The sequence below is a fragment of the Paenibacillus sp. JJ1683 genome (genome assembly GCF_053006485.1).
Genome location: NZ_CM129820.1, coordinates 1,951,833 through 1,977,160 on the forward strand (window position 1 = coordinate 1,951,833; position 25,328 = coordinate 1,977,160).

The following is a 25,328-nucleotide window of genomic DNA, read 5'->3' on the forward strand; positions in this document are numbered from 1 at the left end:
AAAAATATAACAGATCATTAGATGTATAGGCATTATTAATAGGGGTGAGCGAGTGTTTAAACGTTATATTTGTAGTCTACTATGTGTGCTGATGTTGCTGGGTCCATGGAGCACATGGGCATATGGAGAAGAAGGGCAGAGGGAGGCAGCAGCTTCTCAGTCTTCTACGTCTTCTACTCCACAGATTATTACCAGAGCATGGCTTGCACAGCAAACAGGTAAGGATCAGGCGTGGGTCAATGCACAGTTATCCAAAGGCTATACTTTATATGATATTTATAAAGCATGGCAAAAAGATGGTGGAGAAAATTCATTGCCAGAACAAAGTCCAAGCTTGTGGGTACAGCAGAATGGACTGACATTGAGTACAAATGCAAAGGTGGAGCCGTCCGATGAGTCGGCTGCGCTGAAGGAGGGTGAAAAGCCCGCTCAGGTCACCCAGGATGAAAAGCTAACTCAACATCCACTAGATAAGGAAGAGGGTAAAGCGCCGGCTCCAGACACGACTGAGATGGATATCCCATCTATACCCCGAGTAAATGATTCCGTATATGCTCCGACTCCAGGAGAAAACGGACTAATCGGGCAGGATTTACTTAAACAGAGTTTGTTTCAGGTATCTGCTACAGCAGATGTGTATGCTCCTTTTGATCAGGCGGCGCTTGCACAAAGCAGGCTAAGTGATGATACGTCGCGTTATGGAATGGATTACGGTGACAACAGTGTGTCCACCGTTTCAGGACAGCTCGTTGTTCAAAATACGGACTTGGTGCTGCCGGGGTCATTGCCCTTTGCATTGACTCGTGTGTATAACAGTTCATTGGCAAATAATCAGATTGGTGTGCAGCAAAATGAAGGGTTGTATACAAACACAAGTGCCATCCGCGAGGAAGAAGCAGCTTCTGGCCTGGGGAGAGGCTGGAAATGGGATCTTCCTCATATACAGAAACAGGATGGTAAACGGTATTTGTATATTCCGGGAACAGGCTCCTATGAACTGAGAGATGATTTGCAGCTAGAAGGATATGCATACAAAGATCTGAAGATCAGTACAGATCAAAGCGTAAGTGTGCAGGGAGTAAGCAGTGCATACAAAATATCAGTACTGAATGGAAACGACTATTATCTCGATCAGGATGGTTATTTGATTTTGATCCAGGATGCGTATAAGAATCGAGTGGAATTTGATTATACAAGTTCTGGTGGAGCAAAGCTTATTCGTTCGATTCGAAACAGTGATGGTAGAGAGCTTGACTTCACTTACAATGCCGGGCAGCTTGTTGTTAAAGAGCAGGGCACAGACCATCAGTACACCTATCGCCAAAGTGGTGAGGGAAGCAGCAAGGTGCTGTCAGAAGTATTGGATTCTCTTTCCCGAAGCACAAGCTATGCTTATACATTCATGGATGCTCCTTTTAATGTGGTCATAGATGGTGAAGGAAAGACTGGAGCCCTAAAGCCCAATGAAACCGCGTTGCTTACACGAATTGTACGACCTACTTCATCGATTACAGACATTCGCTATGAAGCCTATAACAAGCAGATAGGCGTGTACGGTACACAAGGCGTGTTCAAGGTGGCTTCACGCGCTGATATGTACAGTACAACTGCCGGCGATCGTTTCTTAAATAAAATTGATTTCGTGTATTCCGGAGAAGATCTAGCCAGTTATGGAAAAAATGCTGAGTGGACGGTGGTTGCCAAAGGGACACGTACAACAGAAACCTTCCATTTTGGTAAAGTCTTTAGAGGAGATAACACACCAGACAAGCTTGTTCTTAACCGCTATGATCAAGAGGGTGATTCTACCGGCTATCATATAAACTACACCTATAATGAGGCCATGGATTGGAATTTGCCTGTGCAAATGCAAGAGTCCTATACGGAGGGAGGTTCTTCGTCAGAATCTGTAACCACCTCTTATGACTACAATGAATATGGTCTTCCACTAAAAGTATCCCAAAGTACCGGATTGGAGACTGTTCATACGTATAAAACCTCTAGTGAGCCTTTTTTCTGGGTTCAACCTTCCCAGACGGTTACTAAAATAAGTGAAGGAAAAACTGGAACGACAGTTCGAACTTATAAAGCAGAGGGCGCATTGTATGAACTAAAAAACTACGAAGGTACAGAGCAAGGGAAGCTTTTATCACATACCTATACTTTTTACAATGCAAAAGGGAATGTAAGCGGTCAGAAAGTTCTCATAGATGACAGAAACTATACAGATGTTTCTATTGATTATAAATCGCCATATGGTTCACAGCTCCCAACAAGGCAGCTTTTGCCTAAAGGTGTTGAGTATACGTATGACTACTATCCGACTGGAGAAATCAAGTCCCAAACAGATGCCAAGCGCAAAACAGAGTCCTATGTATATGACGCTTTGGGACGTGTAACGAAGGTTACTTATCCAGATGGAACTCAAACCGTCGTGGTGTACAAGGATGATGCGAATGATGTCACTGTCACAGGACCAGATGGAGTAAGTGCTGAAAGAATGTATAATCCATTCGGACAGATACTCCAGCAGCAGGTGGGTGATGCGATTTACGGATATGGTTATGATGATCATGGAGATATGGTAGAAAGCACGGATGCCGAACAAGCAACCACTCGCTATGCCTATGATGCCTTTGGACGACCTGTGAAGACGACCTATGCGGATGGAACAACAGATACTGTGACGTATAACGCGGCGGATCGTTCTGTCACTCAGACGGATGCGTCCGGTTATCGTGTGCGTGAAGTATCAGATGCTTTAGGTCGTGTGACTTCCACACAAGAAGCTAAAAATGGATCATTTCAGCCGCTGGAATCGTTAGCTTATAATTATGCGGGTATGGTTACTAGCCGGACAGACGGTAATGGTCAACGCACGCTCTATGATTACGATGCTCTGGGACAAATGACCTCGGTTACCGATCCATCCGGACAGCAGGTCAGCTATATGTATGATCTGGCCGGAAATTTGAAGACCGTTCAGTATCCTGATGGGCAAAAGAATGTGTATTCGTATGATGAGTTGGGCAGACGTACGTTACTTGAGAAATCAAGCGGAGGAACTACGTTAAATATTTACGATACGGATGGAACCGTCTCCCGTATGTTGACAGGAAAATCGGAGGCCATTACCTTTCAATATAACGCTGACGGATTAGTTACCGAAGCGGCAGGTCCTGATTTTAAAACCAATTACACCTATGACAGCGCAGGACGAAGAAAAAGCATGACAGATGGTCAGGGAACGACCACCTATACCTATGATCCAGCAGATGGGTCGTTGACTGGGCTGAAGTACCCTGATGGTACGCACATCAGCTATGAATACAACAAGCAGTCTCGTACAGGCTATGTGCTAACAGATGCTGCTGGCACGTCTATGCATGTTCAATCCAAGCTGGACAGTGTGGGCCGAGTTACTCAAATGGACATTAGCGCTGGGACCGGTGCGGCAAATGTACAGAGCTTGGGAGAAGCGAGTGCTGCTGCGGGCGGATCATTGGATCGTATGACATTTGAGTATGCTCCGAATGGGTTGCTGAAAAGTCAGTCTTCAAGCAGAGGATTGAATACGCGATTCAGCTACAACGGACTGGATTTGTCCGGGGTTACGGTAGAACAAGGCGGTACGGCGCTGCACCAATTTGGTTATGAGCGGGATGGGAATAAAAACATCATCGGACGTACACAAAACGGAACAACAGACCAGTTTGGATATGACCCGTCAAACCGTATTGCCAGCGAAGCCGCTGGTGAAAAGAATAAGACCTATGGCTACGATCCGAATGGAAACCGAAGTGCTGAAGGCAGTGGCAAAGTGTTCGGCATGAAAAATGCTGAATATACGTATGATTCTGCCAGCCGTCTGACAAAGGTGAGCGGTGAAGGCAAAGAGGTAGGTTACAGCTATAACGGAGACGGTCTACTGTACGAGCGTACAGAGGGCGGCAAAACGACTCGGTATTACTATGACGAAGAAGCGAAGCTGATTGCGGAGGCCGAAGTCCAAGGTGGAACAGCCAAGATCACCTACGCTTACGTATATGACTTGTCCGGTCAACTGTGGGCTAGACAGGACAAGGCAAGCGGACAGTTGCAATATTATCAGCTGAACGGTCACGGTGATGTGGTAGGCTTAAGTGATAGTTCGGGGAAGGAACTGAATAGCTACAGCTACGATATCTGGGGCGGCCCGGAGAAGGTCAAAGAGACCGTTCCGAATGTGCTGCGTTATGCTGGTGAGTATTGGGATGATACGACCGGGCTACAGTACCTACGGGCTCGCTGGTACGATCCGGGTACAGCCCGTTTTATGGGCGAGGATACGTATCAGGGCGAGATAAACGAACCGTTGAGTTTGAATGGATATACGTATGTGCATAATAATCCATTGACAAACAGTGACCCGACCGGGAACTGGTGCACAGCAACGGTTAGAGGGAAATATTATTCCCACCCTGGATATTGCAGTGGCTCAGGTAAAAATGCAGACTATATTCCAGATTCCATTTCTATTAATTTTGGTCGGTCTATTTACGCTGCCGGGGTGAAACAGGGGACATGGTATCCTAAAGGCGCGGCTCGTGTTAAATGGGATAAATCAGGTATATCTGATGCAGTAATGGGTTGCTACTATGATGTACAGTGTGCAAGTTTTGTAAGTGGTTCTCTTGTAGAAGGACCTGCAATAGCTAAAGTAACTAAAGGCAAAAGCGCCAGTACGGGCAAAACAGTAAAAGATGTTATAAGTAAATGTAATTGCTTTACAGCAGGTACGAAGGTTCAAACAGACGAAGGGGAAAAACCGATTGAGGATATTAAAGTCGGGGATAAGGTCCTTGCCAAAGATGATGAAACAGGTGAGATGGCTTACAAAGAAGTTGAATGGCTCTTCCAACGTGATGTTGAAAAAACTTATAATATTACTGTTGGCGGCGAAGTCATTACAACCACTGATGAGCATCCATTTTGGATTGTTGGCAAGGGATGGGTGGAAGCACGACACCTTGTGGTGGGGAATGTTCTTACAACCTCTGCTGACAAAAAATTGGCTATTGAAAAGATTAAAGTCAAAAAGGGAGAGGCTACAGTTTATAATTTCAAGGTAAAGGATTTTCATACCTATTTTGTTTCTAATCTTGGAATATGGACACATAATAAATGTTGGGATGTTGACCCTTCAAAATTAACAATGTCTAAGACTGCTGAAAAACACTTTTTCGAATTAACAAAAGCCGGAAAATCGTCTCGTCCTTACGTGAATTCCAATGGAACTACATCATTATTGAAAGAAATTATGGAATTTAAAGACCCTATTAAAGACCCGGGTGGATTGAAAAATGGGTGGAGATGGGATGTTGAAGGGACTTTTGCAGGTAAGAATGGGATTTGGGAACTTGTAATCGATGCTGATAAAAATTCTGTAGTGCATTTCTTATTTAATTCAAGGAAAAAGAAATAGGGGGAAGTCTTGGTTATGTTTCAGTATTCTGATAAGGTAAAGGCGAATAACGGACAAGTAATTTATGTAAAGGATGAAAACTCCTTCGATTTTGACCCTTCTTTAAGTGCTGATTTTTCTATCTTGGTAGGCTATCTTAATATTACTTTTGATACTGAATCAAAACTTGCTCGGCAAATATGGGGATTAAGTCCTCTAGATGTGTGGATTGAAAAACCACTTGTTGTTCCTACAGCTATGCTTGGTGGCTTGCTTTTGGTAAGCGGTGTTGAGATGGAATCTGGAGAATGCCAAAGAATTGTTGATGTAAATTCATGGAAAACATTCTATGACAAGTGTTCTGGGTGGGTGTGTATTGGAGATCCCAAATATGATAATGATGAAACTGCGGTGGAGTTTGCAAAGGACACTATCTCAGTACTACGCAATAATACGTTAAAATCACTATGGCTTAAGCCTGTTTTTGTCTAAGTTAAGAAACCGTCTAGTGAAACAGAGACTGACCCCATAGTATGAAGCGAATTAAAAACACCTTCAAGAAAATGCTGCTCTCATGTCGAAAGATGGGAGGAGAAATGTTGAAGGTGTTTTTGCCTTGACAACAAAAATGAACTATCCATTGGAATTGAAAGCGAAAGTATACAAAAGACCCAGTATGCGGGCTATAGAGCAAAAAATCAGTTGTTAAGTGCATACCAAAAGTGGACAGATGACGAAGTTCTTGGCATGTTTATAATGGGTATTATTGGTAATTTAGGTGGGTAGTCTACTGGTAGTGGGAAGTATAGTGGTAAATTAAAATCACGGAAATGTAATTGCTTTACCGTGGGTACTAAAGTTCAAACAAACGAAGAAGAGAAAAATATCGAAGACATTGAAGTCGGAAATCAAGTACTCGCCAAGGATGAGAATAACCCTAATAGAGAGTTGGCTTATAAAGAATTAACTGCTTCGCTAGAACTGCCAAGAAAGGTTCTACAAAAAGTTATGTTGATGGAGCTATCGAAGGCACAATTCGCTATAAAAAGAATGGAAAATATGTAGATATCACACCGGATGGAACGATAGTTTCTTTTGGTAAGTCCTAATATATTTATCTAGTTGGAGGTCTTCGGGTATGAAAAAAGAAGAGATTCTATTAAAAATACTAGACATGCATAAATTCATAAGGGTGAATCCCTTTCCATATGAGGGAACAAGCAAAATAATGGTTGATTTTGAAAGGAATTTTGTATTACTTGAAGATGAAAGTTTAAACGCTGACTTTAATGACTTTTGTACTGTGATTGTTGGAACGACGAGTTATATTTTGAAGGGTAACGTTGACAAAATACCAAATAGGCAAATTAATTTGTTGAATAAGAGTTTTTTTGAACGGTTTCCTCGATACCATTTTTTTGAATCAAGTCTGGAGAAATACCTCGACTTTCAAAATGAATACAACAAGCATGAGAAATTAAGAAAGCTGATTATTGATTATATGCACATTTAATTATACATCAAATTCTTTGCAGACCTTGAGGGTTTTCTCAAGTCTTTCTTTTACCGCCACCTAGTGCTAAATGAATACCTTCATATGATATTTCCCTAATATAGCTGTAAGTAAGATGCAGTTGCAAATAATAAAAATGCCATTACATTTAATCCTTCAGTACCTTCACTAGGTAAATATGGTTTTTAGTGATAAGTACTTACGCACTCTAAAGCATATAAAGCTTGGCAAATGGTCAGAAACCATAAAATGGACTCCGTAATAAATGCTTTGAAGGAGAAGAGGTATAAATGAAAGTGAAAAAAACATTGCTAAGCATTCCGTTGTTGTTGGCATTTGCAATCATAGCGTTCATTGCTTTACCTTGGCTTCTAATATTCATAGGGATTCAATTAGAACCAAATCCTTCACATCCTGAAATCATATATGGGGAATTTCCATTTCGTTTGGAATATGAAATTAACGGGCAACGAAAGTTAATTCAAGATACTTTAATATGCGAATATGATGGCATTGGTTCAAATGAAGCTCGTGGCAAATATCGTAATTGAAAGGAAAGATTAGCCAGCGGAGGTAGATTACTACCGTTGCTAGAAGTCAATAGCAGAACTGAAATATCCTATCATCTAGGGATTGCAGAGTACTATATGGGTGATTTGGATAGTACTGACGAGTATAAGCAAACTGCTGCTGACTCTATATTTATTGAACAAGAAGGCTTTATCATTAAAAAAGATGAAAGGGTTTTTGAAAATGATGGAAGGACTATTAACACTCAATTTTCCAATTCAAATGAACTACTTGCTAAGTACCATATTAAACTGATAAGCTGGGACTCTACCCCACCAATCAAGGGAAATTTTCCTGAAACCAAATAACGAGTAATTTAAAACAAAATTATAAAGCACTTGAAATTCCTTATGGTGATTTCAGGTGCTTTTTTGCGTCCCCGTATAATTCTATAAATCTAGTAACATAACTATGACATTTGAGGTTTATAGCTTCTACACAGGAGGAGGCATACAATCCATTCCACTTTTATTCTTCTAAATACGGTCGATTTATTCACAACTTTGTAACTTATTTGGTAAGATGGATTGCGAGATTGTTTTCAAATTGTTTTACTATATTTACCTACTATAGTCTGTTAATCTATTAATATGTATAGGGGGCCAAAAGACGTCCGGTTCAGTCGATTGAGATGCGTTTATGTTCTATATGTTGAGTGAATGTCTATATTGCCATGTCTATATCGTCATGTCTGTATAACTTCATAGACAAGCTAGAGATAGCTCCCGCACATTATAAAATACAGCACAGGATGGTGTAATGATGAAGCTTTTAAAAGTAAAATGGATGGCTGTATGCTTGATGGCAATCTGTTGTTTGGGGTTGCTGGGTATACATACGAATACAGCGAGTGCACAAGCGAAGGCTCCTTTACTTGGGGTCAATGATGTGTTGCTAGATTCGAATACAATTAAGCCCGTAATGGAAAATGATAAGTTGTATGTTCCTATCGTGACACTGGGGCAAAAAATGGGCATTTCTACTTCGGCCAATGGAAATACATTGGTGCTGACTGGGCATAATCGCAGCTTTACGCTGGATTTGAACAAGGGTGATGTGTTTGAGCGTGGAGGACGTACGATGCTGCCAATCCGCACTTTGACCGATGCGTTTGGCTTCACTATTACGATTCCTACGAGTAATGTGTATCGAATTCAGAATGCAAACGCTAGTTTGTCTGATGCTCAGTTCTTGAATACATTTGCGGCAGAAATTAAACAGTATGCAGCTGTTAAGCCAGGCAAAGCTAGCAATGCAGGCAGCAGGGGAAATGCCAAGCCTTCCAGCCGTACAATCTATTTGAGCTTTGATGATGGTCCAACGGCGCATACGTCGCAGTTGCTGGATATTCTGGACAAATATAATGCCAAGGCTACGTTCTTCATGCTGGGACCTGAAATTCGCCAACATAGCGCAGTGATGAAGAGAATGGTAGACGCAGGGCATGGCTTGGGCCTGCATGGGATGACGCATCAGGTGAAAAAGATCTATGCATCCCCGGCAGCAGCACTGGCAGAGATGAATCAGGATAATGAGATTTTATTTAAGGCCACAGGAAAACGCACTTCTTTGATTCGTACACCTTATGGCAGCAAACCGTATTTGAAGAAAGCATACCGTGATCAACTGACGGGTGCAGGTTATCATATTTGGGACTGGAATATAGATTCCAATGATTGGCGTTATACTAAAAATCCGCAGCATTTTGTACAGACGGTCCTCAGTGATATTAAGAGACTGAAAAAGCAAGGTAGAATACCAGTCGTTCTTATGCATGATAAGCCATCTACGATCAAGGTGCTTCCACAAATCATGGCGGCCTTGCAGAAAGAAGGATATTCGTTCGAGCCGTTGAATGATAACCTGACTCCGCTTAATTTTTGGAATGATCACCGTTAATAGAATAAACTTGAAAGGAAAGCAGGCTGCCCTACTTCAATTTTTTGAGAGGGGGTAGCCTGTTTTTTTATATAAACGATAAGCAGAAACCAAGCGTCATGGATAAAGTAGATGCACAATTGTTATATTCCCTCAAAAAATAAGTAAGGCACCTTTATCGCTCCTTTATAGGGGCTTTGAAGGTGCTTTTATTGTATTGCTCGGAAATGGTGAATTTCACAGCTTGTTTTATATGAATCTATGAATTGATATCTATGCACAGGTCATATGACTTTACGGGTGACGACGTCGCTGCATATATTACAATAACCGCCCCGAGAGGAGGAGCAGGTATGAATATTAATCCGAGTATGTTTAGTATGATTTGTGCCACCGCAGGAGCCATTATTACGTTTGCCTTTGGCGGCTGGAATCAGCTTATGGTGCTATTCACGGTTGCCCTGGCTGTTGATTATGTAACTGGAGTCGCTGCTGCCGTGAAGACTGGACAAGGGTTAAGCAGTAAAGCTGGCTTTTGGGGGTTGGCGAGAAAGGCTTTAATGCTCATGGTGATTTCTTTGGCGCATCATATGGATCTTCTGATGGGTACGGAAATCATGAAGGGGGCGGCAACGTATTTTTATTTATCCAACGAATTGATCTCGATTACGGAAAACTGTTCACGAATGGGTCTGCCGCTGCCACCGAAGCTTAAGAATTTTTTTGCCCTACTAAAGGACAAGGAGTCTGATGGTAAAAATGGTGGAAAAGATCGCTAAGATTACAAAGTTTCTTTCCGTATGTGGGGCGTTATGATAAAATTTTCAAGAGAACATTTTTAAGATAAGGAGCCTATACGCATGATTAAACATATTGTTTTGTTCAAATTGAAAGACCGCTCCCCTGAAAGCATTGAACATACGGCATCTATTTTGCGCAGCATGACTGGCAAGATCAAGGAGCTGCTGTCACTTGAAGTAGGTACGGATGTGATTCGTTCGGAACGTTCTTATGATATTTCCCTTACCGCTGTGGTAGAAACACTGGAAGACTTGCAAACGTATCAGGTACACCCTGTTCATCAGGAAATTATTGTACACATGAATGAAGTGAAGGATGTATCTATCGCAGTTGATTATGAAATCTAAAGCGGTTACTGGAGGTGCAGAACTTTGTATTATGTCAACCGGGAACAAATTGAGCTTCGACTAGGGGCTGTTCCCGACATTGTCGACGGCCTTCGCCAGACATCCGCCGCCTGGAAAGGCGATCTGTTGCAGGGGCTAGTGCAGGAGCGGTGTCTTCATCTGGCCATTGAGACGGTAACGGACGTAGGGAGCTATATCATCGACGGTTTTATTATGCGTGACGCCAGTAGCTATGAGGACATTATCGGTATCATTCATGAGGAAGGTGTATTGGATGATACCGTATTTCATTCACTATTAGAGCTGGTAGCCTTGCGCAAACCCTTAGTACAGGAGTATTTTTATTGGGACCGGACAAGCCTTCACCCACTCACACCTGAGCTGCCTGGGTTGCTGGAGCTTTTTGTATCTAGCGTGCACGATTATTTAAATAAGGAATTGGGTCCTGAGGGAGTGTAAAGGCAAAAGTGACGGATAAGTATATCGTACCCGAAATGCCCACTAGGCGCATGATCTTGACACTATTGAAAACCCAGGGACCTGTGGGCGTCGGAAGCTTGGCAGCTCAATTGGGCATTACCGAAATGGGGGTGCGCAGGCATCTCAAATTGATGGAGCAGGATGGTCTGATTGTGGCTACGATCCTGAGACAGGCGATGGGACGCCCAACGTTTTTGTACAGCCTGAGCGATCAGGGAAGCGAGCAGTTTCCTCGTAATTATGATCATCTATTACTGGAACTGTTAGAGGAGCTGGATGAAGAGCAGGGAATGGAAGCTGTACACTCGTTATTTGATGGTAGAAAACGTAAAATGATGAAGCGCTACGCCCCTCACATCGAGAGTGAGTCTACACTAGCTTCACGTGTGGAAAAGCTTTCGGGCATCCAGAACGCTTCAGGTTATATGGCAGAGTGGCGTGAGGAAGAGGATGGCAGTTACTCTATTATGGAATACAATTGTCCGATCTCTCAGATCGCCAATCGTTACCGCAAGGCTTGTGAATGCGAACAGCAAATGTTTGAGGAACTGCTTGATGCCGAGGTTGTCCGTGAGGATTGTTTGGCGGATGGAGGTCGTTGCTGCTTGTATCGTATCCGCTCCAAAAATAAGTAGAAATTTTCTGGCTTGTTCTCTGTATCATGACAGGCTCTCCATGCTTATAATGCATTAACAGATGGGCATTCGCCCGGGCATAAGGGAGAGATGAATATGAAAGAGAACTGCAAAAGCTTTATCCGTGGCGCGTTGGTAGGCAGCATTGCTGGTTCGGTTGCTGCGTTGTTATTTGCTCCTAAGTCAGGTCGCGAGCTGCGTCAGGATATTATAGACCAGGCACGTCACGTGAGTGATAAGGGACAGGAGCTTGTGGGGAAAATTTCAGATACTTCCATCGAGTATACTGACAAAATTAAGGAGACAGCTTCAGCCGTCATTCATGAATTAGGTCAATGGCGTAAAAAGAGTGATATTGCTTCAAAGGTTGGCATTTCATCCGTGCCTGTTGAAGAGAATACGGATGAAGATGCTTTGTAACTGTCTGTATATCGTAGGTGAAACAACTGGCTATAGCTTGAGTTTGTGGCTTCTCCCGTTGGGGTGAAGCCTTTTTGTTGATCGCTTCCTCGTTTTAGGGTAATCTTTTGGGGTACCTTTTACGCTAATACGACATAAGTTATGTAGCAGCAGAAAGATTTCCGAGATGAAACAACTCATATTTAAACAAAAAAGGAAGCGGTGTGTACGTGCAGCAAGCGATTGCAATATTGGATTCCGGTGTAGGAGGTTTGACGGTTGTTAAAGAAGTCATGCGTCAGCTTCCGCGGGAAAAAATTATTTATTTTGGAGACACTGCGCGCACCCCGTATGGTCCCCGACCATCGGAAGAGGTTAAAAAATTTACAGAGCAAATGGTTGATTTTCTGATTCAGTTTAATCCGAAAGTCATTATTATTGCTTGTAACACAGCAACGGCTGCGGCATTGGAGTATATAAGCCAAAAGGTATCCATTCCGGTGATCGGAGTTATCCACCCTGGGGCTCGTGCTGCGATCAGTGCGACCGCTACCGGGTATGTCGGGGTGATCGGAACTGTCGGTACGATTCGAAGCGGAGCATATACAGCTGCGCTCAAGCAGTTGTCTCCCTATGTAGACGTGGTGAGCCACGCTTGCCCTGCGCTTGTGCCTTTGGTGGAACAAGGGTTGTTCCGCTCCAAAACGACATCGCAGGTTGTGGAGGAATCATTGAGACCTATTCAAACGTATCCGATTGATTGTCTGATTCTTGGTTGTACGCATTATCCTTTTTTGAGGGAAACGATTCAGGAAGTCATGGGTCCTGCGGTGAAGCTCATTAGCTCGGCAGATGAAACAGCGCGCGAGACAAGTACCATTTTGTATAACAAGGGCAAATTGGAGGCCGGGGACGAAACGCCAGTGCATCAGCTTTTTTGTTCCGGCGATCCAGAGTTGTTCCAGCGCATTGCCGCACAGTGGCTTGGGGAGCAGATTCGGCAAACGCCTGTTGTCTGGCAAGTCACTCATCTGGATTAACGAGACAACCAACTTTTTTGTCATTGGACAAAAGAAGTTGGTTGTTTTGCTTTTCGCTACATCAAGACACGCAGCGTCTGCATAACATGCAGTAAGGCAGATGGAAGGGGCGTAGTAAGATGAGGGAATATATCGTTCAAAAAGGAGATACATTGCACCGGGTCGCCTCGGCTTTTAAACTATCGGCGGATACTTTGATCGCAGATAATCCGTGGGCCGCCACGCAACCCTATCTGATTTGTGGTCAATTGCTATATATTCGTCCGTCTACGGATCGTAAATACGTTATTCAGCCTGGGGAGAATGCAAGACAGATTGCCAAACAGTTCGGTGTAGAGCTTGTTGAGCTGCGGCTCGCTAATTCGGGACTTGCGGAGCATAATTTCGTGGAAGGAAAGATAATTATCATTCCTGAAGACCATCGGGATCAGATTGTACGGTTACGTGGAGAGTATAGCTATGAAGATTTAATGGAAGACCTGAAGGCATTGGTCCACAGATTTCCGTTTATTGAAGTTGGCAGCATTGGCACCAGTGTCATGGGGAAGGATATCCCTTATATACGGATTGGGCAGGGAACGAGGAAAATTCATGCCAACGCTTCTGTACATGCTAACGAATGGTTGACGACACCTTGTTTGCTGCGTTTTATAGAACAATATGCACGAGGGATTGATGGGGCTGAAGGACGGGATGCTGAGCAACTTCACGATGAATGGGGGAAACAGAAAGGAAATCCATGGGTGTATGGAGGCTCTCCGCAGGATTTAATGGAGCATACATCCTTATGGGTGGTACCAATGGTCAATCCAGATGGAGTGGAGCTGGTGCAACAGGGTGTACTCCCAACTCATCCGCTGTATCATGAACTCAGAAAATGGAATGAAGGACGTGCTAATTTTCGTGGCTGGAAGGCCAATATTCGCGGTGTTGACCTCAACGATCAGTTTCCGGCGTATTGGGAGGAGGAGGTGCGCAGACGCGGTAAAACAGGTCCGTCTCGACGAGACTATGCAGGACCTGCACCTTTGTCTGAGCCAGAGTCCAAGGCCCTTGCCAATCTAACGGAGCGCGAACAGTTCGACATGGTATTATCCATACACAGCCAGGGACAGGAAATCTATTGGAATTATCGAGATCTAGAGCCTAAGGAGAGCCGAGATTGGGCATTGCAGCTGGCTGCCGCAACAGGGTATCGGGCGGTAAAGCTGGGGGGAAGCGATGCAGGGTATAAGGATTGGTTTATACAACGGTTTGGTAAACCGGGATTTACCGTTGAAGTTGGTCTGGGCGTAAATCCGCTGCCTATGTGTGATTATGAGGATATTGCAGCAGAAGTTGGCATGTTAATGGCGACGGTGCTGTCATGGTAACAGATCGGACCTGCTGAAACGTATTGCATCATTTACACGTATTAGGAGGAGCACGTTTTTTACACGTGTTCCTCTTTACTTGTCCCTTCCATAGGGTATATATACTTAGGAGCATTGGAAATGGAGTGAACAACCTATGAAGTGGAAAAAACTACTATCTCTCCGTCAGTGGTCACATGTATTTCGTCGTATTCCCCGATTGATTACCTCTTCGAGGATTCCTTTGGGTGAAAAACTACTTTTTGCGGTGCCTGTATTGCTTTATTGGATACTGCCTGATGTCATGCCATTTATGCCCATTGACGACATTGGTGTGACGTTATTGCTTATGAATTGGTTCGTCACCCGTGCTGAACGAAAATATCCTGATGTGATTGAAAAACAGCACGTACGTGTTCGATAGATGTAAACTTATGATTTTCATGATTGCGATTTTTTGCGATTTTCTTTACAATAGGAATATTGCCTTGTGCTATGCTGCACAACTTCTTTTCATCAAGGAGAGGGGCTAATTTTTGGAATTGTTGATTTTATCCGCTAGGTTGTGTGGTGTGAATATATTTCCATCGAACCACATTTCATTTAATGAATATGAAGGAGATGAAGTTTAATGAACTGCAAAATTACTCGTAATGCAGCTAAAGTATTGAAGCTTGAATTGGATAAGGAAGAGAACCAAGGGAAGAGCCTGCGCGTTGTTATTACTCATGCTCATGGAGATCATGCTCATTATGGGCTAGATTTGGACACGCCTAAGGAAACAGATACTGTTGTATCTACAGATAAAGGTATTGATGTAATTTTGGAAAGCGGTCAGCCGTTGCTGGATGGTGTGAAAATTGATTACTTGTACTTCCCCGAAGAAGGATTTGTTATTACTAACCCTTCCCAAGGTAATCACGGCGACCACTAAGCCGGAGCTCGGAGGGATGACAGATGGCCAATGATATTCGCGTATGTGATGAGTGCAATCATATCCGCTTAAAAACGATCTTGCCTAAGTTGAAAAAGATGGCACCCGATGCGGAGATCAAAATCGGTTGCAAGTCGTATTGCGGTCCTTGTGGAAAACGGGCGTTTGTGTATGTGAACGGACGTTATGTGAGTGCGGCCACAGAGGATGAAGTATTAGAGAAGGCTGCACGCTTTATAAAATAGTTCGAGTGCGCATCGTTGGCACCTTTTGAATAGTTCCCCTCCTTCTGATCCATGCTAATGAATGTAGACCATGCCCAGAAGGAGGAGTGACTCATGGCCCAATATGATTCCAATCTCGACAATCACAGTGTCGAAGCTCAAACACAAAACTCGGTGGACAAGCTCCATAATGCCGTGTCTCAGGCATTGTCACATCCGGCTGAACAGCTGATTGAGCAAGCGGAGCAATCTCGCACTCATGCGGAGCATGCTATACAGCAGGCAAAGGATAGCCTTGGTGACGATGCAGTAGAAGTTGCTGAGGAAATGCTTGGTGAAGAGGTACAACGTCTTGATCAGGCTAAAAAAACGTTGCGTTCCTGAGTATTTGTTAATGGTAACAAGCGCAGTCCAATGACTGTCAATACAAAAATCCCGATCCACAGCCCTAACAAGCTGATGGATCGGGATTTTTGTTATTTCTTGGCTTCAGTCTCCCATTCGCGAATAAGATCGTATGTGATGACCTGATCGGATATGTTCAATCGATTGAGAGCCTCAGTATAGCCCGGCCCGCAGGCGTTCACATCTGTAGGTTGTCCTGTGCTCAGATTGTAACAGGTTCCCTTGGAGAATGTACCATCCTCAGATGGAATGTAATACACTCGTCCATCCGTGAAAGCACCAGTACGCAGCACAACCATACGAGGCTTTCCGCTAAACAAATCGTTACCCATAAAATGATATGGTTTTGTAGAAATCCCAAGTAGATGCATTACAGAAGGCGTTAGATCTAGCTGTCCTGCCGGTTCTGTATACGTGCCCGCCTGACTTCCGTCAGGAAGATGCACAAGTAATGGCACTTGGTTCATGATTTTCTGCATGTCCAAATCTGTAAGTGGCTTGCCTAAAAACTTTTCATACAGTGCTTTGTCTTTAATGGAATTGTCGTGATCCCCATAGAACATTAGAATCGTATTATCCCACAATCCGTCTTTCTTCATCTGATCTACCAATTCACCCAAAGCCTCATCCACGTAATGGACGGATTTCAGATAGTCTCCGAACATCGTACCTTCAAACTCGCCAACATCCAAATCTACAGCGTCAGGTGACAGGTTGTACGGATGATGGCTCGAAATACCGACCATATAGGCGTAGAACGGCTGCTTCACTTCGGTTGTGAGATCGTTGAGCGTTTGTCTAAAAAAGGATTTGTCTCCCAGGGACCAGCCGAGGGGCTCATCTATTTTAAAATCCTTTTTACTGTAGAACTTGTCATAGTTCATCGCCTTATACATTGTGTAACGGTTCCAGAAGCTGCTGTCGTACACGTGAAACGCATTAGGACTATAACCTGTATCCTTCAAGATGGAAGGCAACGTATCGAATTTATGGTCCGCATAACGGATAAATACAGAACCCGTAGGGAGCGGATGCAGCGAAGCGTGGGTAGAGAAGTCTGCGTCCGATGTACGACCCTGTGCAGTTTGATGGAAATAATTATTGAAATACATACTTTCTTTCGTCAGTTTGTCAAAGTTAGGTGTAATTGCTTGACCGTTGATCTGTTTGCCGATAAAAAAGTTCATGAACGCTTCAGCTTGGATGACCATCACATTTTTGCCCTTATACTTGCCGTAGAGATCATTTTTTACCTGAAGTAATTTCTGGTGTTGATTGAACCATTCTTTATCTTTATCGGATTCCACCTGAGCCAATGTAGGCTGTGGCCCAAGATGGTCCTGACCGTAGCGGTAAATATCATATCCATGAAATCCGATCAATCCGGTTACGTTGTACAAGGCCATTGACCACCAGTTGCCGACAAATATGCCGGTTGCCCAAGTGGAGGTATATATTTTGATCGGTCCAAATGTCAAAACATAGCCAATCAGGAAAGCCAATGCCCCCTTGGAGAAGCGAAACAGAAATTTTTTTGTGAAAGAGCTTCGTGATGCTTCCAAGTAATGATCATTCGTTGTAAACCGACGCCGTAACGAAGCCACGAATATGACATACGGAATGAATAAAATCCAGTCTGCAAAAAAGAAAATATCCCACCAGTACATAAGGGATGCGATGCTTCCACCCAGAGAATCAACTTGTCCAGCTTGAAGCAAAACGGGAATCGTAATGAAATCCTGGAAATACCGATAATAAACCATATCGGAATAAATGAGCGCGGTGAGCAATATATCGAGCACCACAAGAGCAATCAAACGTCCGCGACGTGGCAGCCACAAGGTCCAGAAGCTTACAAGCAACAGCGACCCAATAGCAATGACATAATCCAGCGGATTCATGTCGATATTTTGGGCATGCAGGTTATAGTGAATCAGTACAAGCTTGCCAATCATAAGTACAAAAAACAGAACTAAACCGAAATATTGAGACAGCAGCAGTCTGCTGAACATGTTACCAGTGCGTCTTGCACTGGTCGTGCGAATAACCAACACTTTACCCCCTCCGGCAGAAATGTTCGGCTAGTATAAACTACACATTAACGTAATGTTAAAACCGAAATGCCTTTAATTATTATAGCGCTCATCCTGCGCATTTCAATGATTAAGTAAAGAAACACGGCACAAATGAGGCCAGGACAACGAACAAAGGGTTCGTTTCCTGGCCTATATCTCGAACATTTAGGACTGCAACGGCGAAGTATCTTTGCGGCGCGGAGGCAGAGGGCCCAGATACTGATAGTATTGGCATTCAATTCGGCCGTTAAACAGCTTACGGCGCTTGTCGGCTTTGCGGCCCCAATAATGCTCAAATTGCTTGGTGGAGCTGATGGCAAAGAAGGACCAAGTCTTCATTTCGGCTGCCGTGCGTGCGAGTGTACGAATCAGCTTTTCCACCTCGGCTTGCTCGCTCAGTCTTTCGCCGTAAGGTGGATTTGTAATCATTACACCATACTGGCCCTCAAGCCTAACCTTGCTGGCAGGCAGCACCTTTAGTGGGATGTCTTTAGCAAAGCCTGCTGCTTTTACAGCTGCTTCAGCAACTTGTATAGCGCTAGGATCGATATCGCTACCTGCAATCTCAAAAGGAATGTCATCACGAGTCAGATCCATCGCCTCGTCGCGAGCCTGATTCCATAATTCTCTACCAATAACAGGCCAGTCTTCCGAGTTAAAGGTACGTCTCAGGCCTGGAGCAATGTTCCAGGCTTGCATAGCAGCTTCGACCAATAAAGTACCGGAACCGCAGCATGGGTCATAGAAGGGTCGATCCGGGCTCCAGCGACTAAGCTGAATAAGAGCAGAAGCCATTGTTTCCTTGAGAGGCGCCTCTGTAACAAGCTTGCGGTAGCCTCGTTTGTGCAGTCCTGGACCAGTTGTGTCCAGCGTTATCAGTGCACGGTCATTCAATAGAATGACCTCAATGACGTAACGAGGACCATCTTCAGCAAACCAGTCTGTATAGTAGGTTTCCTTGAGTTTCTCTACGATCGCCTTCTTGACGATTCCTTGACTGGCTGGTACGCTACTAAGCTGTGATTTGTGTGAACGTCCCTCTACGGGAAATTCACCATCTACAGGAATCCAATCCTGCCAAGGCAATGCCTTAGTACCCTCGAACAGCTCGTCGAAGGTAGTTGCAGCAAATTCGCCCATTTTAATAAGAACGCGGTCAGATGTGCGAAGCCACAGGTTGCATCGGCATATATCCTTATAATCTCCGGAAAAAACGACGCGGCCATTCTCGACGGTCAGATCCATGTACCCCAGTTCTCTGAGTTCTCGGGCCACAACGGCTTCCAGTCCCATCGGCGCAGTTGCAATTAGTTGCAGTTGAGTCATTAAACGTATTCACTCCGTCTCATAATCATGTAAGCTTGGTTCAATCCCTATAGTATAGGTCATTGTACTCGAAGAGACAAATCGTTAAGGCAAATAATTTACGAAGGACACCGCGTCCAACCTGCGTTATGATAAAGCAAGAAGGAGAGATGAAACGTGGAAATCACACCTAATATGACACCTGAACAATATGTAGACCAGCTGGTACAGGAAGATGAAGCGCTGCGCAACATTAGGGAGGCTATTGTTAAGGAAGGGATGCCGGAGGTATCGGTTGCTCATCCTTATGGAAAGCTGTTGACCTTTCTCATTGAAGTCTCAGGCGCACAGCAGGTACTGGAGATCGGAGCATTAGGAGGGTACAGTGGATTATGCCTGGCCCGTGGGCTGGGAGAGAAAGGTCGCATCGTGTCCCTGGAGCTAAAAGAGGCGTATGCAGCGCTGGCTCATCAACATCTGAAAAACAATGGCTACGGTGATCGTGTCGAGTATCGTATTGGACCCGCAGTCGACAGCCTGAAGAAGCTTCAGGAAGAAGGAAAGACTTTTGATTTTTTCTTCATTGATGCGGATAAGGAAAATTACCCAGTGTATCTAGAGTATGCGATTGCACTGGCCAATCCAGGCGCTATAATTGCCGGAGATAACTGTTTTCTTCGGGGACGGACACTGAACACAGACAAGAACGGACCTGCCGTACAGGCCGTGAGACGTTTTAACGAAACGATAGCAACGGACCCACGGCTAGTCAGTACACTTTTGCCAGCTTATGATGGATTGGCATTGGCACGAGTGAAGTAACGGGCGTCCCTAAGTGAAGCTATACCAAAAGAACCTCCTTATCCACAGTAACGTGGAGCGGAGGTTCTTGTCTGTTAAGGCAGGCTGTCCTACCTGAAGGTTGTCTTACCTGAAATGAGGCGTAGCCTTACGATCAAAAAGCTTCATACGTACCCAGATGATATTGACGATCAGCAGCACACCAGACATAATGAACAGTCCTTCGATGCCGATAAATCCGGAAAGCACTCCGCCAATGACCGCACCCAGCATATTCCCGAGCGCCAGCGAACTGGTATTGAATCCGAAAGAGCGGCTTTCCATTCCTTCAGGTGTATAGGTGCGAATCAGCGCATTTACGCTTGGTAGCAGACCGCCCATAAACACACCCATGAAAAAACGGATAATGACAAGCTGCCATACTTCATTGACAAAAGCTTGCGGAATGAGCATAACTGCCGTTCCAAGCAGTGCGATTGTCAAGATCTTGTGTGCTCCTATTTTGTCACTTAATCGTCCAAGGAGCGGTGCGGCTACCATATTGGATACGCCTGTAATAGCGGTAACGAATCCGGCAACTAGTGCAATTCCTTCTGCCGAGCCATATAGCTTTTGCACATACAAAGGTAGCAGAGAAACGGTACTGATCATAGCAAACTGGAGTAAGAACGTTACGGTGAACAAAGCCGGAAGCTGGGGCGTATGGCTTAGCTCCTTTAATCCGGCAAGAACCGAAATTTGTGGAATTCGTGCGGCTTCCGCTTTGCTGAAATTTTCTTTAACCAAAAACATTGCCATTAGAGAGGCTAGGAAAATAAGAGCTCCTGTAATGTAAAAGATCGGTCTGAATCCCACCCAGTCAGCCAAAAATCCACCTAGCAAAGGGCCGAGAATCGTGCCAGCCATTTGACCGGATTGCATAATTCCCATAGCAAATCCGGTTCGCTCTTTGGGAGTGGTACCCGACACTAGGGAAATAGAAGCCGGGTTGAAACCCGAAATTGTACCGTTTAGCAGGCGAAGCGCCAGCAGTTGCCATGGGTGGGTGACCAAACCCATACACCCGATGACCAGAGCCATGCCAAAGCCTGAGCGAAGCAGCATGACTTTACGTCCATATCGGTCGGCCAGCTTGCCCCATAATGGCTGAAATATAAACGAGGTCAAAAAGTTAGCTGCAAAAATAACTCCTGCCCACAGACCTATATCGTGCTCGCCCTTCACATGGAGGTCTTGAGCCAAATACAGGGCAAGGAACGGAGTAATCATTGTAATTCCCGCATTGACCAGAAACTGACCGAACCAAAGCACAATGAGATTGATTTTCCACGTCTCCCACGTTTTCAATGTGCTTTCACTTCCTTTCTGCCATTCTCATCCTGTTGTAAAGGTGCTTATTCATGTATAACTTTCCCGGAGCTTTAAAAAAGCCATTTCTCTAGTATAGCACACTTCATTGAAACTTTATCCAAATGTCATGGGTTTGTCATGGTTTGTTTGAGAGCGGCGGTTGTTACGACTCTTGAAAAAGGGCATAATAAAATATAGTATTTATGATTCGAACTGGAGGCTGAAGTCATGACCTACAATGATACTTTTATCCGCGCTTGCCGCAAGCAAGCTGTGGATCATATTCCCGTATGGTACATGCGGCAGGCCGGAAGGTATGACCCTGAGTATCGCAAAATTAAGGAAAAATATACGCTGCTTGAAATTTGTCGCCAGCCCGAGTTGGCCGCAGAAGTGACGTTGATGCCCGTCCGCAAGCTTGGGGTGGACGCTGCAATTTTATATTCTGATATTATGAATCCGGTAGCCTCGCTAGGGGTTGATTTTGATATTGTCAAAAATATTGGCCCGGTTATTGATAATCCGATCCGGTCAGCTGCAGACGTAGACAACTTGCGTCCGATTGATGTAGAACGCGATTTGGGTCATATTTTGGAAACCATCCGTATTTTAGACCGTGAGTTGAACGTGCCATTGATTACGTTTGCTGGAGCGCCTTTTACTATTGCAAGCTATTTAATAGAAGGAAGACCCTCCAAGGGATATATTCGCACCAAAGCGATGATGTATGGAGAGCCTGAACTGTGGCGTCGTTTGATGGATAAGCTAGGGGATATGGTTATTACATACGTGCGGGCCCATATCGCTAACGGCGGTAAGGCTTTTCAATTGTTTGATAGCTGGGTAGGTGCACTCTCGCCTTATGATTTTCAAACTTTTGTGTTGCCGACCATTGTACGTATTTTCCATGAGTTATCTGATCTGAATGTGCCTAAAATTTATTTTCCAGGCGTAAGCTCCGGTGAATTGCTTCCGCATTTGAGCGGGGTAAAAGCCGATGTGATTGGACTGGACTGGCGGGTAAGTATACCTGAAGGCCGTCGTCGCTTGGGTAACAGTTTTGGAGTACAGGGGAATTTGGACCCTTATGTACTTACTGCGCCGATGAATGTGATCAAGCAGTATGCAAAAACCATTGTAGATGAAGGCATCCTGGAGCCGGGCTACATTTTTAATCTTGGTCACGGCTTATTTCCTGAAGCCTCGCTAGATAAGCTAAGAGAGCTTACCGATTATGTACATGAGTATTCTCGCTCTGTTTTGTCAAAGAACTAAATACAACTAGAAAAGATAAGAGGGATCTGCCAATGAAAACCAAAGTGGGTGTACTGGTCATGTCCTACGGGACGCCGGAGAGTCTGGACCAGGTTGAAGCGTATTATACACATATTCGCCGTGGTCATGCTCCCTCACCGGAGCAGTTGAAAGAATTAAAAGATCGCTACGAAGCCATTGTGGGCGGCGTGTTTCCGTTGCGTCAGAACACAGATCGACAGGTTCACAACCTGCAGGAAACCTTAAACCAGGAAAATCGCAACCCGGACATAGAATTTGTCTGTTATCAGGGGCTCAAACACGCCAAGCCGTTTATTGAGGACGGTGTCGAAGCGATGGTGCAAGATGGCATTCGTACGGCGGTGGGTGTCGTGCTGGCTCCGCATTATTCCGTTATGAGTGTAGGCTCTTATATCAAGCGTGCACAGGCTAAGGCACAGGAACTGGATCTGGCCATATCGTTTGTGGAGAGCTATTATCTTCATCCAAAGCTAATCAAGACGCTGACTGAGCGTGTGAATGCGAAACTGGCGCTTTTTGAAGAAGCGGGAGCCAAGCGGGACGAAGTTCGTGTTCTGTTCAGTGCGCACAGCTTGCCTGAGCGGATTTTGGCTATGGGTGATCCTTATGTGGAGCAATTAATGGCTACTTCGCAGGCTGTCGCGGATAAGGCGGGAATTACCAACTGGCAGTTTACGTGGCAAAGTGCCGGCCGTACAGCAGAACCATGGCTGGGACCAGATATTTTGGATACCATGCACAGTCTGAAGGAAGAGCAAGTGGAGTATGTGCTGGCTGCGCCAGTCGGCTTTGTTTCTGATCACTTAGAGGTGTTATACGACCTGGATATTGAAGCACAGGCTTTGGCAAAGGAACTGGATATGCGTTTTCAGCGTATTGATTCACTCAACAGTGACCCACTGTATATGGAGACGCTTAGTGATGTCATCATAGACCAATGGAAAAAGGGATGAGGACATAATGGAGCAAAAGGTACGTAATATTGTAATTGTAGGCGGAGGCTTGACCGGGCTTAGCACTGCTTTTTATACACGGAAAATGTACAAAGAAGCTGGCTACACACCTCGAATTACGCTGGTGGAGAAAGCTTCCGTGCTGGGCGGAAAAATTGAAACATTGCATAAAGATGGTTTTGTCATTGAAAAGGGGCCAGATTCTTTTCTGGCCCGTAAAACGGCCATGATCGACCTGGCAAAAGAGCTGGAGCTGGATCATGAACTAGTAAGCACGAACCCTGAGGCTAAAAAGACATATATTTTGCATGAAGGTCGGCTTCATCCGATGCCTCCTGGGCTGGTGCTGGGTATTCCAACAGAACTGAAACCCTTTTTACGTAGTGGCTTGATTTCTTTAGGTGGAAAAATGCGGGCTATGATGGATTTTGTCATTCCGCCTCGTCGTGAACCGGGAGACGAGGCGTTGGGTGATTTTATTGAACGCCGACTGGGCAAAGAAGTGCTGGAGAATGTAACCGAGCCACTGCTGGCGGGAATCTATGCTGCCAACATGAAGACGCTAAGTTTGCAGGCTACTTTTCCACAGTTTGCTGAGGTGGAGCAGCAATATGGAAGCCTCATTCACGGAATGATGACAGGTCGAAACCCTGCTGAAACGCATACAGGTACCAAGAAAAGCGCCTTTTTGACCTTCCGTCAAGGCTTGCAAAGTTTGGTGCATGCATTGCTGAATGATTTATATGACTGTGATTTACGCACCGGAATTGCTGTTACCGAATTCACAAAGACGACTGAAAATGAAGAAAGTTCCTATCGCGTTATGTTGGACAATGGAGAGGCGCTGGAGGCAGACGATATTTTTGTAACGACTCCTAACTTCGCTGCTGCGCCGCTACTGCGAGAGCATGTAAATGTGACTGCACTGGAAGCTGTAAAATATGTATCCGTAGCGAACGTAGTCATGGCCTTTGATAAAACAGATATTGAAAACGTCTTTGACGGCTCCGGTTTCCTGGTTCCTCGCAAGGAAGGACGTAGCGTGACTGCATGTACGTGGACGTCCGCCAAATGGCTACATACCAGCCCGGACGATAAGGTACTGTTGCGTTGTTATGTAGGGCGAGCAGGTGCTGAAGAAACAGTAGAATTACCGGATAATGAGCTGATTGCGGTGGTACGCAAGGATTTGAAAGAGATGATGGGGGTTACAGCAACTCCGTTGTTCACGGAAATTACACGTCTTCGCAATTCCATGCCGCAATATCCGGTGGGGCACCCACAGGCTATAGCTGATCTGCGGGAAGAACTGCGCAGTGCGATGCCAGGTGTGTACGTTTTGGGCGCTGGTTATGATGCGATCGGTTTGCCAGACTGTATCCGTCAGGCCAAGGAATGGGCTTCCCATGCTGTTCAAGCGGCACAGCAGGAAGTCGTTAAGGTAGAGGTATAAATGTTCGATAATGAACCCTTCGCGATCCAGGCGAGGGGTTCTATTTATATAGAAATTTGATATATAATGGAGAA

General features: G+C 44.7%; 25 protein-coding genes. 22 read left to right on the forward strand and 3 right to left on the reverse strand.

The window, feature by feature from the left end; genetic code table 11:
• Positions 1 to 52: 52 nt before the first annotated feature.
• The 18 genes from ACUC6J_RS08515 to ACUC6J_RS08600 all read left to right on the forward strand — a co-directional run bounded on the left by ACUC6J_RS08515 (position 53) and on the right by ACUC6J_RS08600 (position 16,000).
• Positions 53 to 5,464: a polymorphic toxin-type HINT domain-containing protein gene (locus tag ACUC6J_RS08515; RefSeq protein ID WP_447250063.1), complete on the forward strand. Its 5,412-nt coding sequence runs from the start codon at positions 53 to 55 to the stop codon at positions 5,462 to 5,464.
• A 15-nt stretch (positions 5,465 to 5,479) separates the two neighbouring features.
• Entirely contained in the window at positions 5,480 to 5,935 is a 456-nt protein-coding gene (locus ACUC6J_RS08520; RefSeq protein ID WP_257126846.1) for a hypothetical protein, read from the forward strand.
• A 354-nt stretch (positions 5,936 to 6,289) separates the two neighbouring features.
• Complete coding sequence (locus tag ACUC6J_RS08525; RefSeq protein ID WP_257126847.1) at positions 6,290 to 6,508, forward strand: hypothetical protein; 219 nt, start codon at positions 6,290 to 6,292, stop codon at positions 6,506 to 6,508.
• A 73-nt stretch (positions 6,509 to 6,581) separates the two neighbouring features.
• Positions 6,582 to 6,956 (forward strand): YxiJ family protein, encoded by a 375-nt coding sequence (locus tag ACUC6J_RS08530; protein WP_447250064.1) that lies wholly within the window; start codon positions 6,582 to 6,584, stop codon positions 6,954 to 6,956.
• Between the two features lie 290 nt (positions 6,957 to 7,246).
• Positions 7,247 to 7,507 carry a hypothetical protein gene (locus ACUC6J_RS08535; RefSeq protein WP_257126849.1) on the forward strand — a complete coding sequence of 87 codons (261 nt, stop codon included), beginning with the start codon at positions 7,247 to 7,249 and terminating at the stop codon, positions 7,505 to 7,507.
• A gap of 36 nt (positions 7,508 to 7,543) precedes the next feature.
• Positions 7,544 to 7,834, forward strand: a complete 291-nt coding sequence (locus tag ACUC6J_RS08540; protein ID WP_257126850.1) for a hypothetical protein — start codon at positions 7,544 to 7,546, stop codon at positions 7,832 to 7,834.
• A 454-nt stretch (positions 7,835 to 8,288) separates the two neighbouring features.
• Complete coding sequence (locus ACUC6J_RS08545) at positions 8,289 to 9,425, forward strand: polysaccharide deacetylase family protein (protein ID WP_447250065.1); 1,137 nt, start codon at positions 8,289 to 8,291, stop codon at positions 9,423 to 9,425.
• A gap of 332 nt (positions 9,426 to 9,757) precedes the next feature.
• Entirely contained in the window at positions 9,758 to 10,183 is a 426-nt protein-coding gene (locus tag ACUC6J_RS08550; protein WP_447250066.1) for a phage holin family protein, read from the forward strand.
• A gap of 81 nt (positions 10,184 to 10,264) precedes the next feature.
• Positions 10,265 to 10,552 carry a Dabb family protein gene (locus ACUC6J_RS08555; protein WP_017425864.1) on the forward strand — a complete coding sequence of 96 codons (288 nt, stop codon included), beginning with the start codon at positions 10,265 to 10,267 and terminating at the stop codon, positions 10,550 to 10,552.
• A 24-nt stretch (positions 10,553 to 10,576) separates the two neighbouring features.
• Positions 10,577 to 11,011, forward strand: coding sequence for a DUF86 domain-containing protein (locus ACUC6J_RS08560; RefSeq protein WP_447250067.1), 435 nt, complete (start codon positions 10,577 to 10,579; stop codon positions 11,009 to 11,011).
• Positions 11,012 to 11,019: 8 nt separating this feature from the next.
• Positions 11,020 to 11,667: a helix-turn-helix transcriptional regulator gene (locus tag ACUC6J_RS08565; protein ID WP_016819697.1), complete on the forward strand. Its 648-nt coding sequence runs from the start codon at positions 11,020 to 11,022 to the stop codon at positions 11,665 to 11,667.
• Between the two features lie 96 nt (positions 11,668 to 11,763).
• The gene (locus ACUC6J_RS08570) at positions 11,764 to 12,087 is read left to right on the forward strand and encodes a YtxH domain-containing protein (protein ID WP_447250068.1); all 324 of its coding nucleotides are present in this window, start codon (positions 11,764 to 11,766) and stop codon (positions 12,085 to 12,087) included.
• Positions 12,088 to 12,296: 209 nt separating this feature from the next.
• Positions 12,297 to 13,106 carry a glutamate racemase gene (gene racE, locus ACUC6J_RS08575; RefSeq protein WP_107734330.1) on the forward strand — a complete coding sequence of 270 codons (810 nt, stop codon included), beginning with the start codon at positions 12,297 to 12,299 and terminating at the stop codon, positions 13,104 to 13,106.
• Between the two features lie 119 nt (positions 13,107 to 13,225).
• Entirely contained in the window at positions 13,226 to 14,479 is a 1,254-nt protein-coding gene (locus ACUC6J_RS08580; protein WP_447250069.1) for a M14 family zinc carboxypeptidase, read from the forward strand.
• A gap of 136 nt (positions 14,480 to 14,615) precedes the next feature.
• A complete protein-coding gene (locus ACUC6J_RS08585) occupies positions 14,616 to 14,882 on the forward strand; it encodes a hypothetical protein (protein WP_017425861.1) in 267 nt (88 codons plus the stop codon).
• Positions 14,883 to 15,089: 207 nt separating this feature from the next.
• On the forward strand, positions 15,090 to 15,392 hold the full coding sequence (locus ACUC6J_RS08590) for a heme biosynthesis protein HemY (protein WP_013370462.1): 303 nt from the start codon (positions 15,090 to 15,092) through the stop codon (positions 15,390 to 15,392).
• 23 nt (positions 15,393 to 15,415) lie between these two features.
• Positions 15,416 to 15,637, forward strand: a complete 222-nt coding sequence (locus ACUC6J_RS08595) for a DUF1450 domain-containing protein (protein WP_013370463.1) — start codon at positions 15,416 to 15,418, stop codon at positions 15,635 to 15,637.
• A gap of 93 nt (positions 15,638 to 15,730) precedes the next feature.
• Positions 15,731 to 16,000 carry a hypothetical protein gene (locus ACUC6J_RS08600; RefSeq protein WP_013370464.1) on the forward strand — a complete coding sequence of 90 codons (270 nt, stop codon included), beginning with the start codon at positions 15,731 to 15,733 and terminating at the stop codon, positions 15,998 to 16,000.
• A 92-nt stretch (positions 16,001 to 16,092) separates the two neighbouring features.
• Here the strand turns inward: ACUC6J_RS08600 and ACUC6J_RS08605 are convergent, their stop codons facing one another.
• Positions 16,093 to 18,075 carry an LTA synthase family protein gene (locus ACUC6J_RS08605; protein WP_019686893.1) on the reverse strand — a complete coding sequence of 661 codons (1,983 nt, stop codon included), beginning with the start codon at positions 18,073 to 18,075 and terminating at the stop codon, positions 16,093 to 16,095.
• Between the two features lie 186 nt (positions 18,076 to 18,261).
• Positions 18,262 to 19,422: a THUMP domain-containing class I SAM-dependent RNA methyltransferase gene (locus tag ACUC6J_RS08610; protein WP_447250070.1), complete on the reverse strand. Its 1,161-nt coding sequence runs from the start codon at positions 19,420 to 19,422 to the stop codon at positions 18,262 to 18,264.
• Positions 19,423 to 19,578: 156 nt separating this feature from the next.
• Between ACUC6J_RS08610 and ACUC6J_RS08615 the strand changes: the two genes are divergently transcribed.
• Positions 19,579 to 20,223, forward strand: coding sequence for an O-methyltransferase (locus ACUC6J_RS08615; protein WP_017425857.1), 645 nt, complete (start codon positions 19,579 to 19,581; stop codon positions 20,221 to 20,223).
• Between the two features lie 105 nt (positions 20,224 to 20,328).
• Here the strand turns inward: ACUC6J_RS08615 and ACUC6J_RS08620 are convergent, their stop codons facing one another.
• Positions 20,329 to 21,549, reverse strand: coding sequence for an MFS transporter (locus ACUC6J_RS08620; protein ID WP_016819707.1), 1,221 nt, complete (start codon positions 21,547 to 21,549; stop codon positions 20,329 to 20,331).
• A gap of 231 nt (positions 21,550 to 21,780) precedes the next feature.
• Here ACUC6J_RS08620 and hemE point away from each other — a divergent pair, with 231 nt between their 5' ends.
• The 3 genes from hemE to hemY are packed head-to-tail and all read left to right on the forward strand — an operon-like array spanning position 21,781 to position 25,254.
• Positions 21,781 to 22,827, forward strand: a complete 1,047-nt coding sequence (gene hemE / locus ACUC6J_RS08625) for a uroporphyrinogen decarboxylase (protein WP_318301039.1) — start codon at positions 21,781 to 21,783, stop codon at positions 22,825 to 22,827.
• A 32-nt stretch (positions 22,828 to 22,859) separates the two neighbouring features.
• Positions 22,860 to 23,801 (forward strand): ferrochelatase, encoded by a 942-nt coding sequence (gene hemH, locus ACUC6J_RS08630; RefSeq protein ID WP_016819709.1) that lies wholly within the window; start codon positions 22,860 to 22,862, stop codon positions 23,799 to 23,801.
• A 7-nt stretch (positions 23,802 to 23,808) separates the two neighbouring features.
• A complete protein-coding gene (gene hemY, locus ACUC6J_RS08635; protein WP_447250071.1) occupies positions 23,809 to 25,254 on the forward strand; it encodes a protoporphyrinogen oxidase in 1,446 nt (481 codons plus the stop codon).
• Positions 25,255 to 25,328: the final 74 nt, after the last annotated feature.

What these genes read in the sequence shown, in the direction of transcription:
- ACUC6J_RS08520 (WP_257126846.1), top strand. Translation starts at nt 5,480, where the DNA reads ATGTTTCAGTATTCTGATAAGGTAAAGGCGAATAACGGACAAGTAATT.
- ACUC6J_RS08530 (WP_447250064.1), top strand. Translation starts at nt 6,582, where the DNA reads ATGAAAAAAGAAGAGATTCTATTAAAAATACTAGACATGCATAAATTC.
- ACUC6J_RS08535 (WP_257126849.1), top strand. Translation starts at nt 7,247, where the DNA reads ATGAAAGTGAAAAAAACATTGCTAAGCATTCCGTTGTTGTTGGCATTT.
- ACUC6J_RS08545 (WP_447250065.1), top strand. Translation starts at nt 8,289, where the DNA reads ATGAAGCTTTTAAAAGTAAAATGGATGGCTGTATGCTTGATGGCAATC.
- ACUC6J_RS08550 (WP_447250066.1), top strand. Translation starts at nt 9,758, where the DNA reads ATGAATATTAATCCGAGTATGTTTAGTATGATTTGTGCCACCGCAGGA.
- ACUC6J_RS08555 (WP_017425864.1), top strand. Translation starts at nt 10,265, where the DNA reads ATGATTAAACATATTGTTTTGTTCAAATTGAAAGACCGCTCCCCTGAA.
- ACUC6J_RS08570 (WP_447250068.1), top strand. Translation starts at nt 11,764, where the DNA reads ATGAAAGAGAACTGCAAAAGCTTTATCCGTGGCGCGTTGGTAGGCAGC.
- ACUC6J_RS08580 (WP_447250069.1), top strand. Translation starts at nt 13,226, where the DNA reads ATGAGGGAATATATCGTTCAAAAAGGAGATACATTGCACCGGGTCGCC.
- ACUC6J_RS08585 (WP_017425861.1), top strand. Translation starts at nt 14,616, where the DNA reads ATGAAGTGGAAAAAACTACTATCTCTCCGTCAGTGGTCACATGTATTT.
- ACUC6J_RS08590 (WP_013370462.1), top strand. Translation starts at nt 15,090, where the DNA reads ATGAACTGCAAAATTACTCGTAATGCAGCTAAAGTATTGAAGCTTGAA.
- ACUC6J_RS08595 (WP_013370463.1), top strand. Translation starts at nt 15,416, where the DNA reads ATGGCCAATGATATTCGCGTATGTGATGAGTGCAATCATATCCGCTTA.
- ACUC6J_RS08600 (WP_013370464.1), top strand. Translation starts at nt 15,731, where the DNA reads ATGGCCCAATATGATTCCAATCTCGACAATCACAGTGTCGAAGCTCAA.
- ACUC6J_RS08610 (WP_447250070.1), bottom strand. Translation starts at nt 19,422, where the DNA reads ATGACTCAACTGCAACTAATTGCAACTGCGCCGATGGGACTGGAAGCC.
- hemE (WP_318301039.1), top strand. Translation starts at nt 21,781, where the DNA reads ATGACCTACAATGATACTTTTATCCGCGCTTGCCGCAAGCAAGCTGTG.
- hemH (WP_016819709.1), top strand. Translation starts at nt 22,860, where the DNA reads ATGAAAACCAAAGTGGGTGTACTGGTCATGTCCTACGGGACGCCGGAG.
- hemY (WP_447250071.1), top strand. Translation starts at nt 23,809, where the DNA reads ATGGAGCAAAAGGTACGTAATATTGTAATTGTAGGCGGAGGCTTGACC.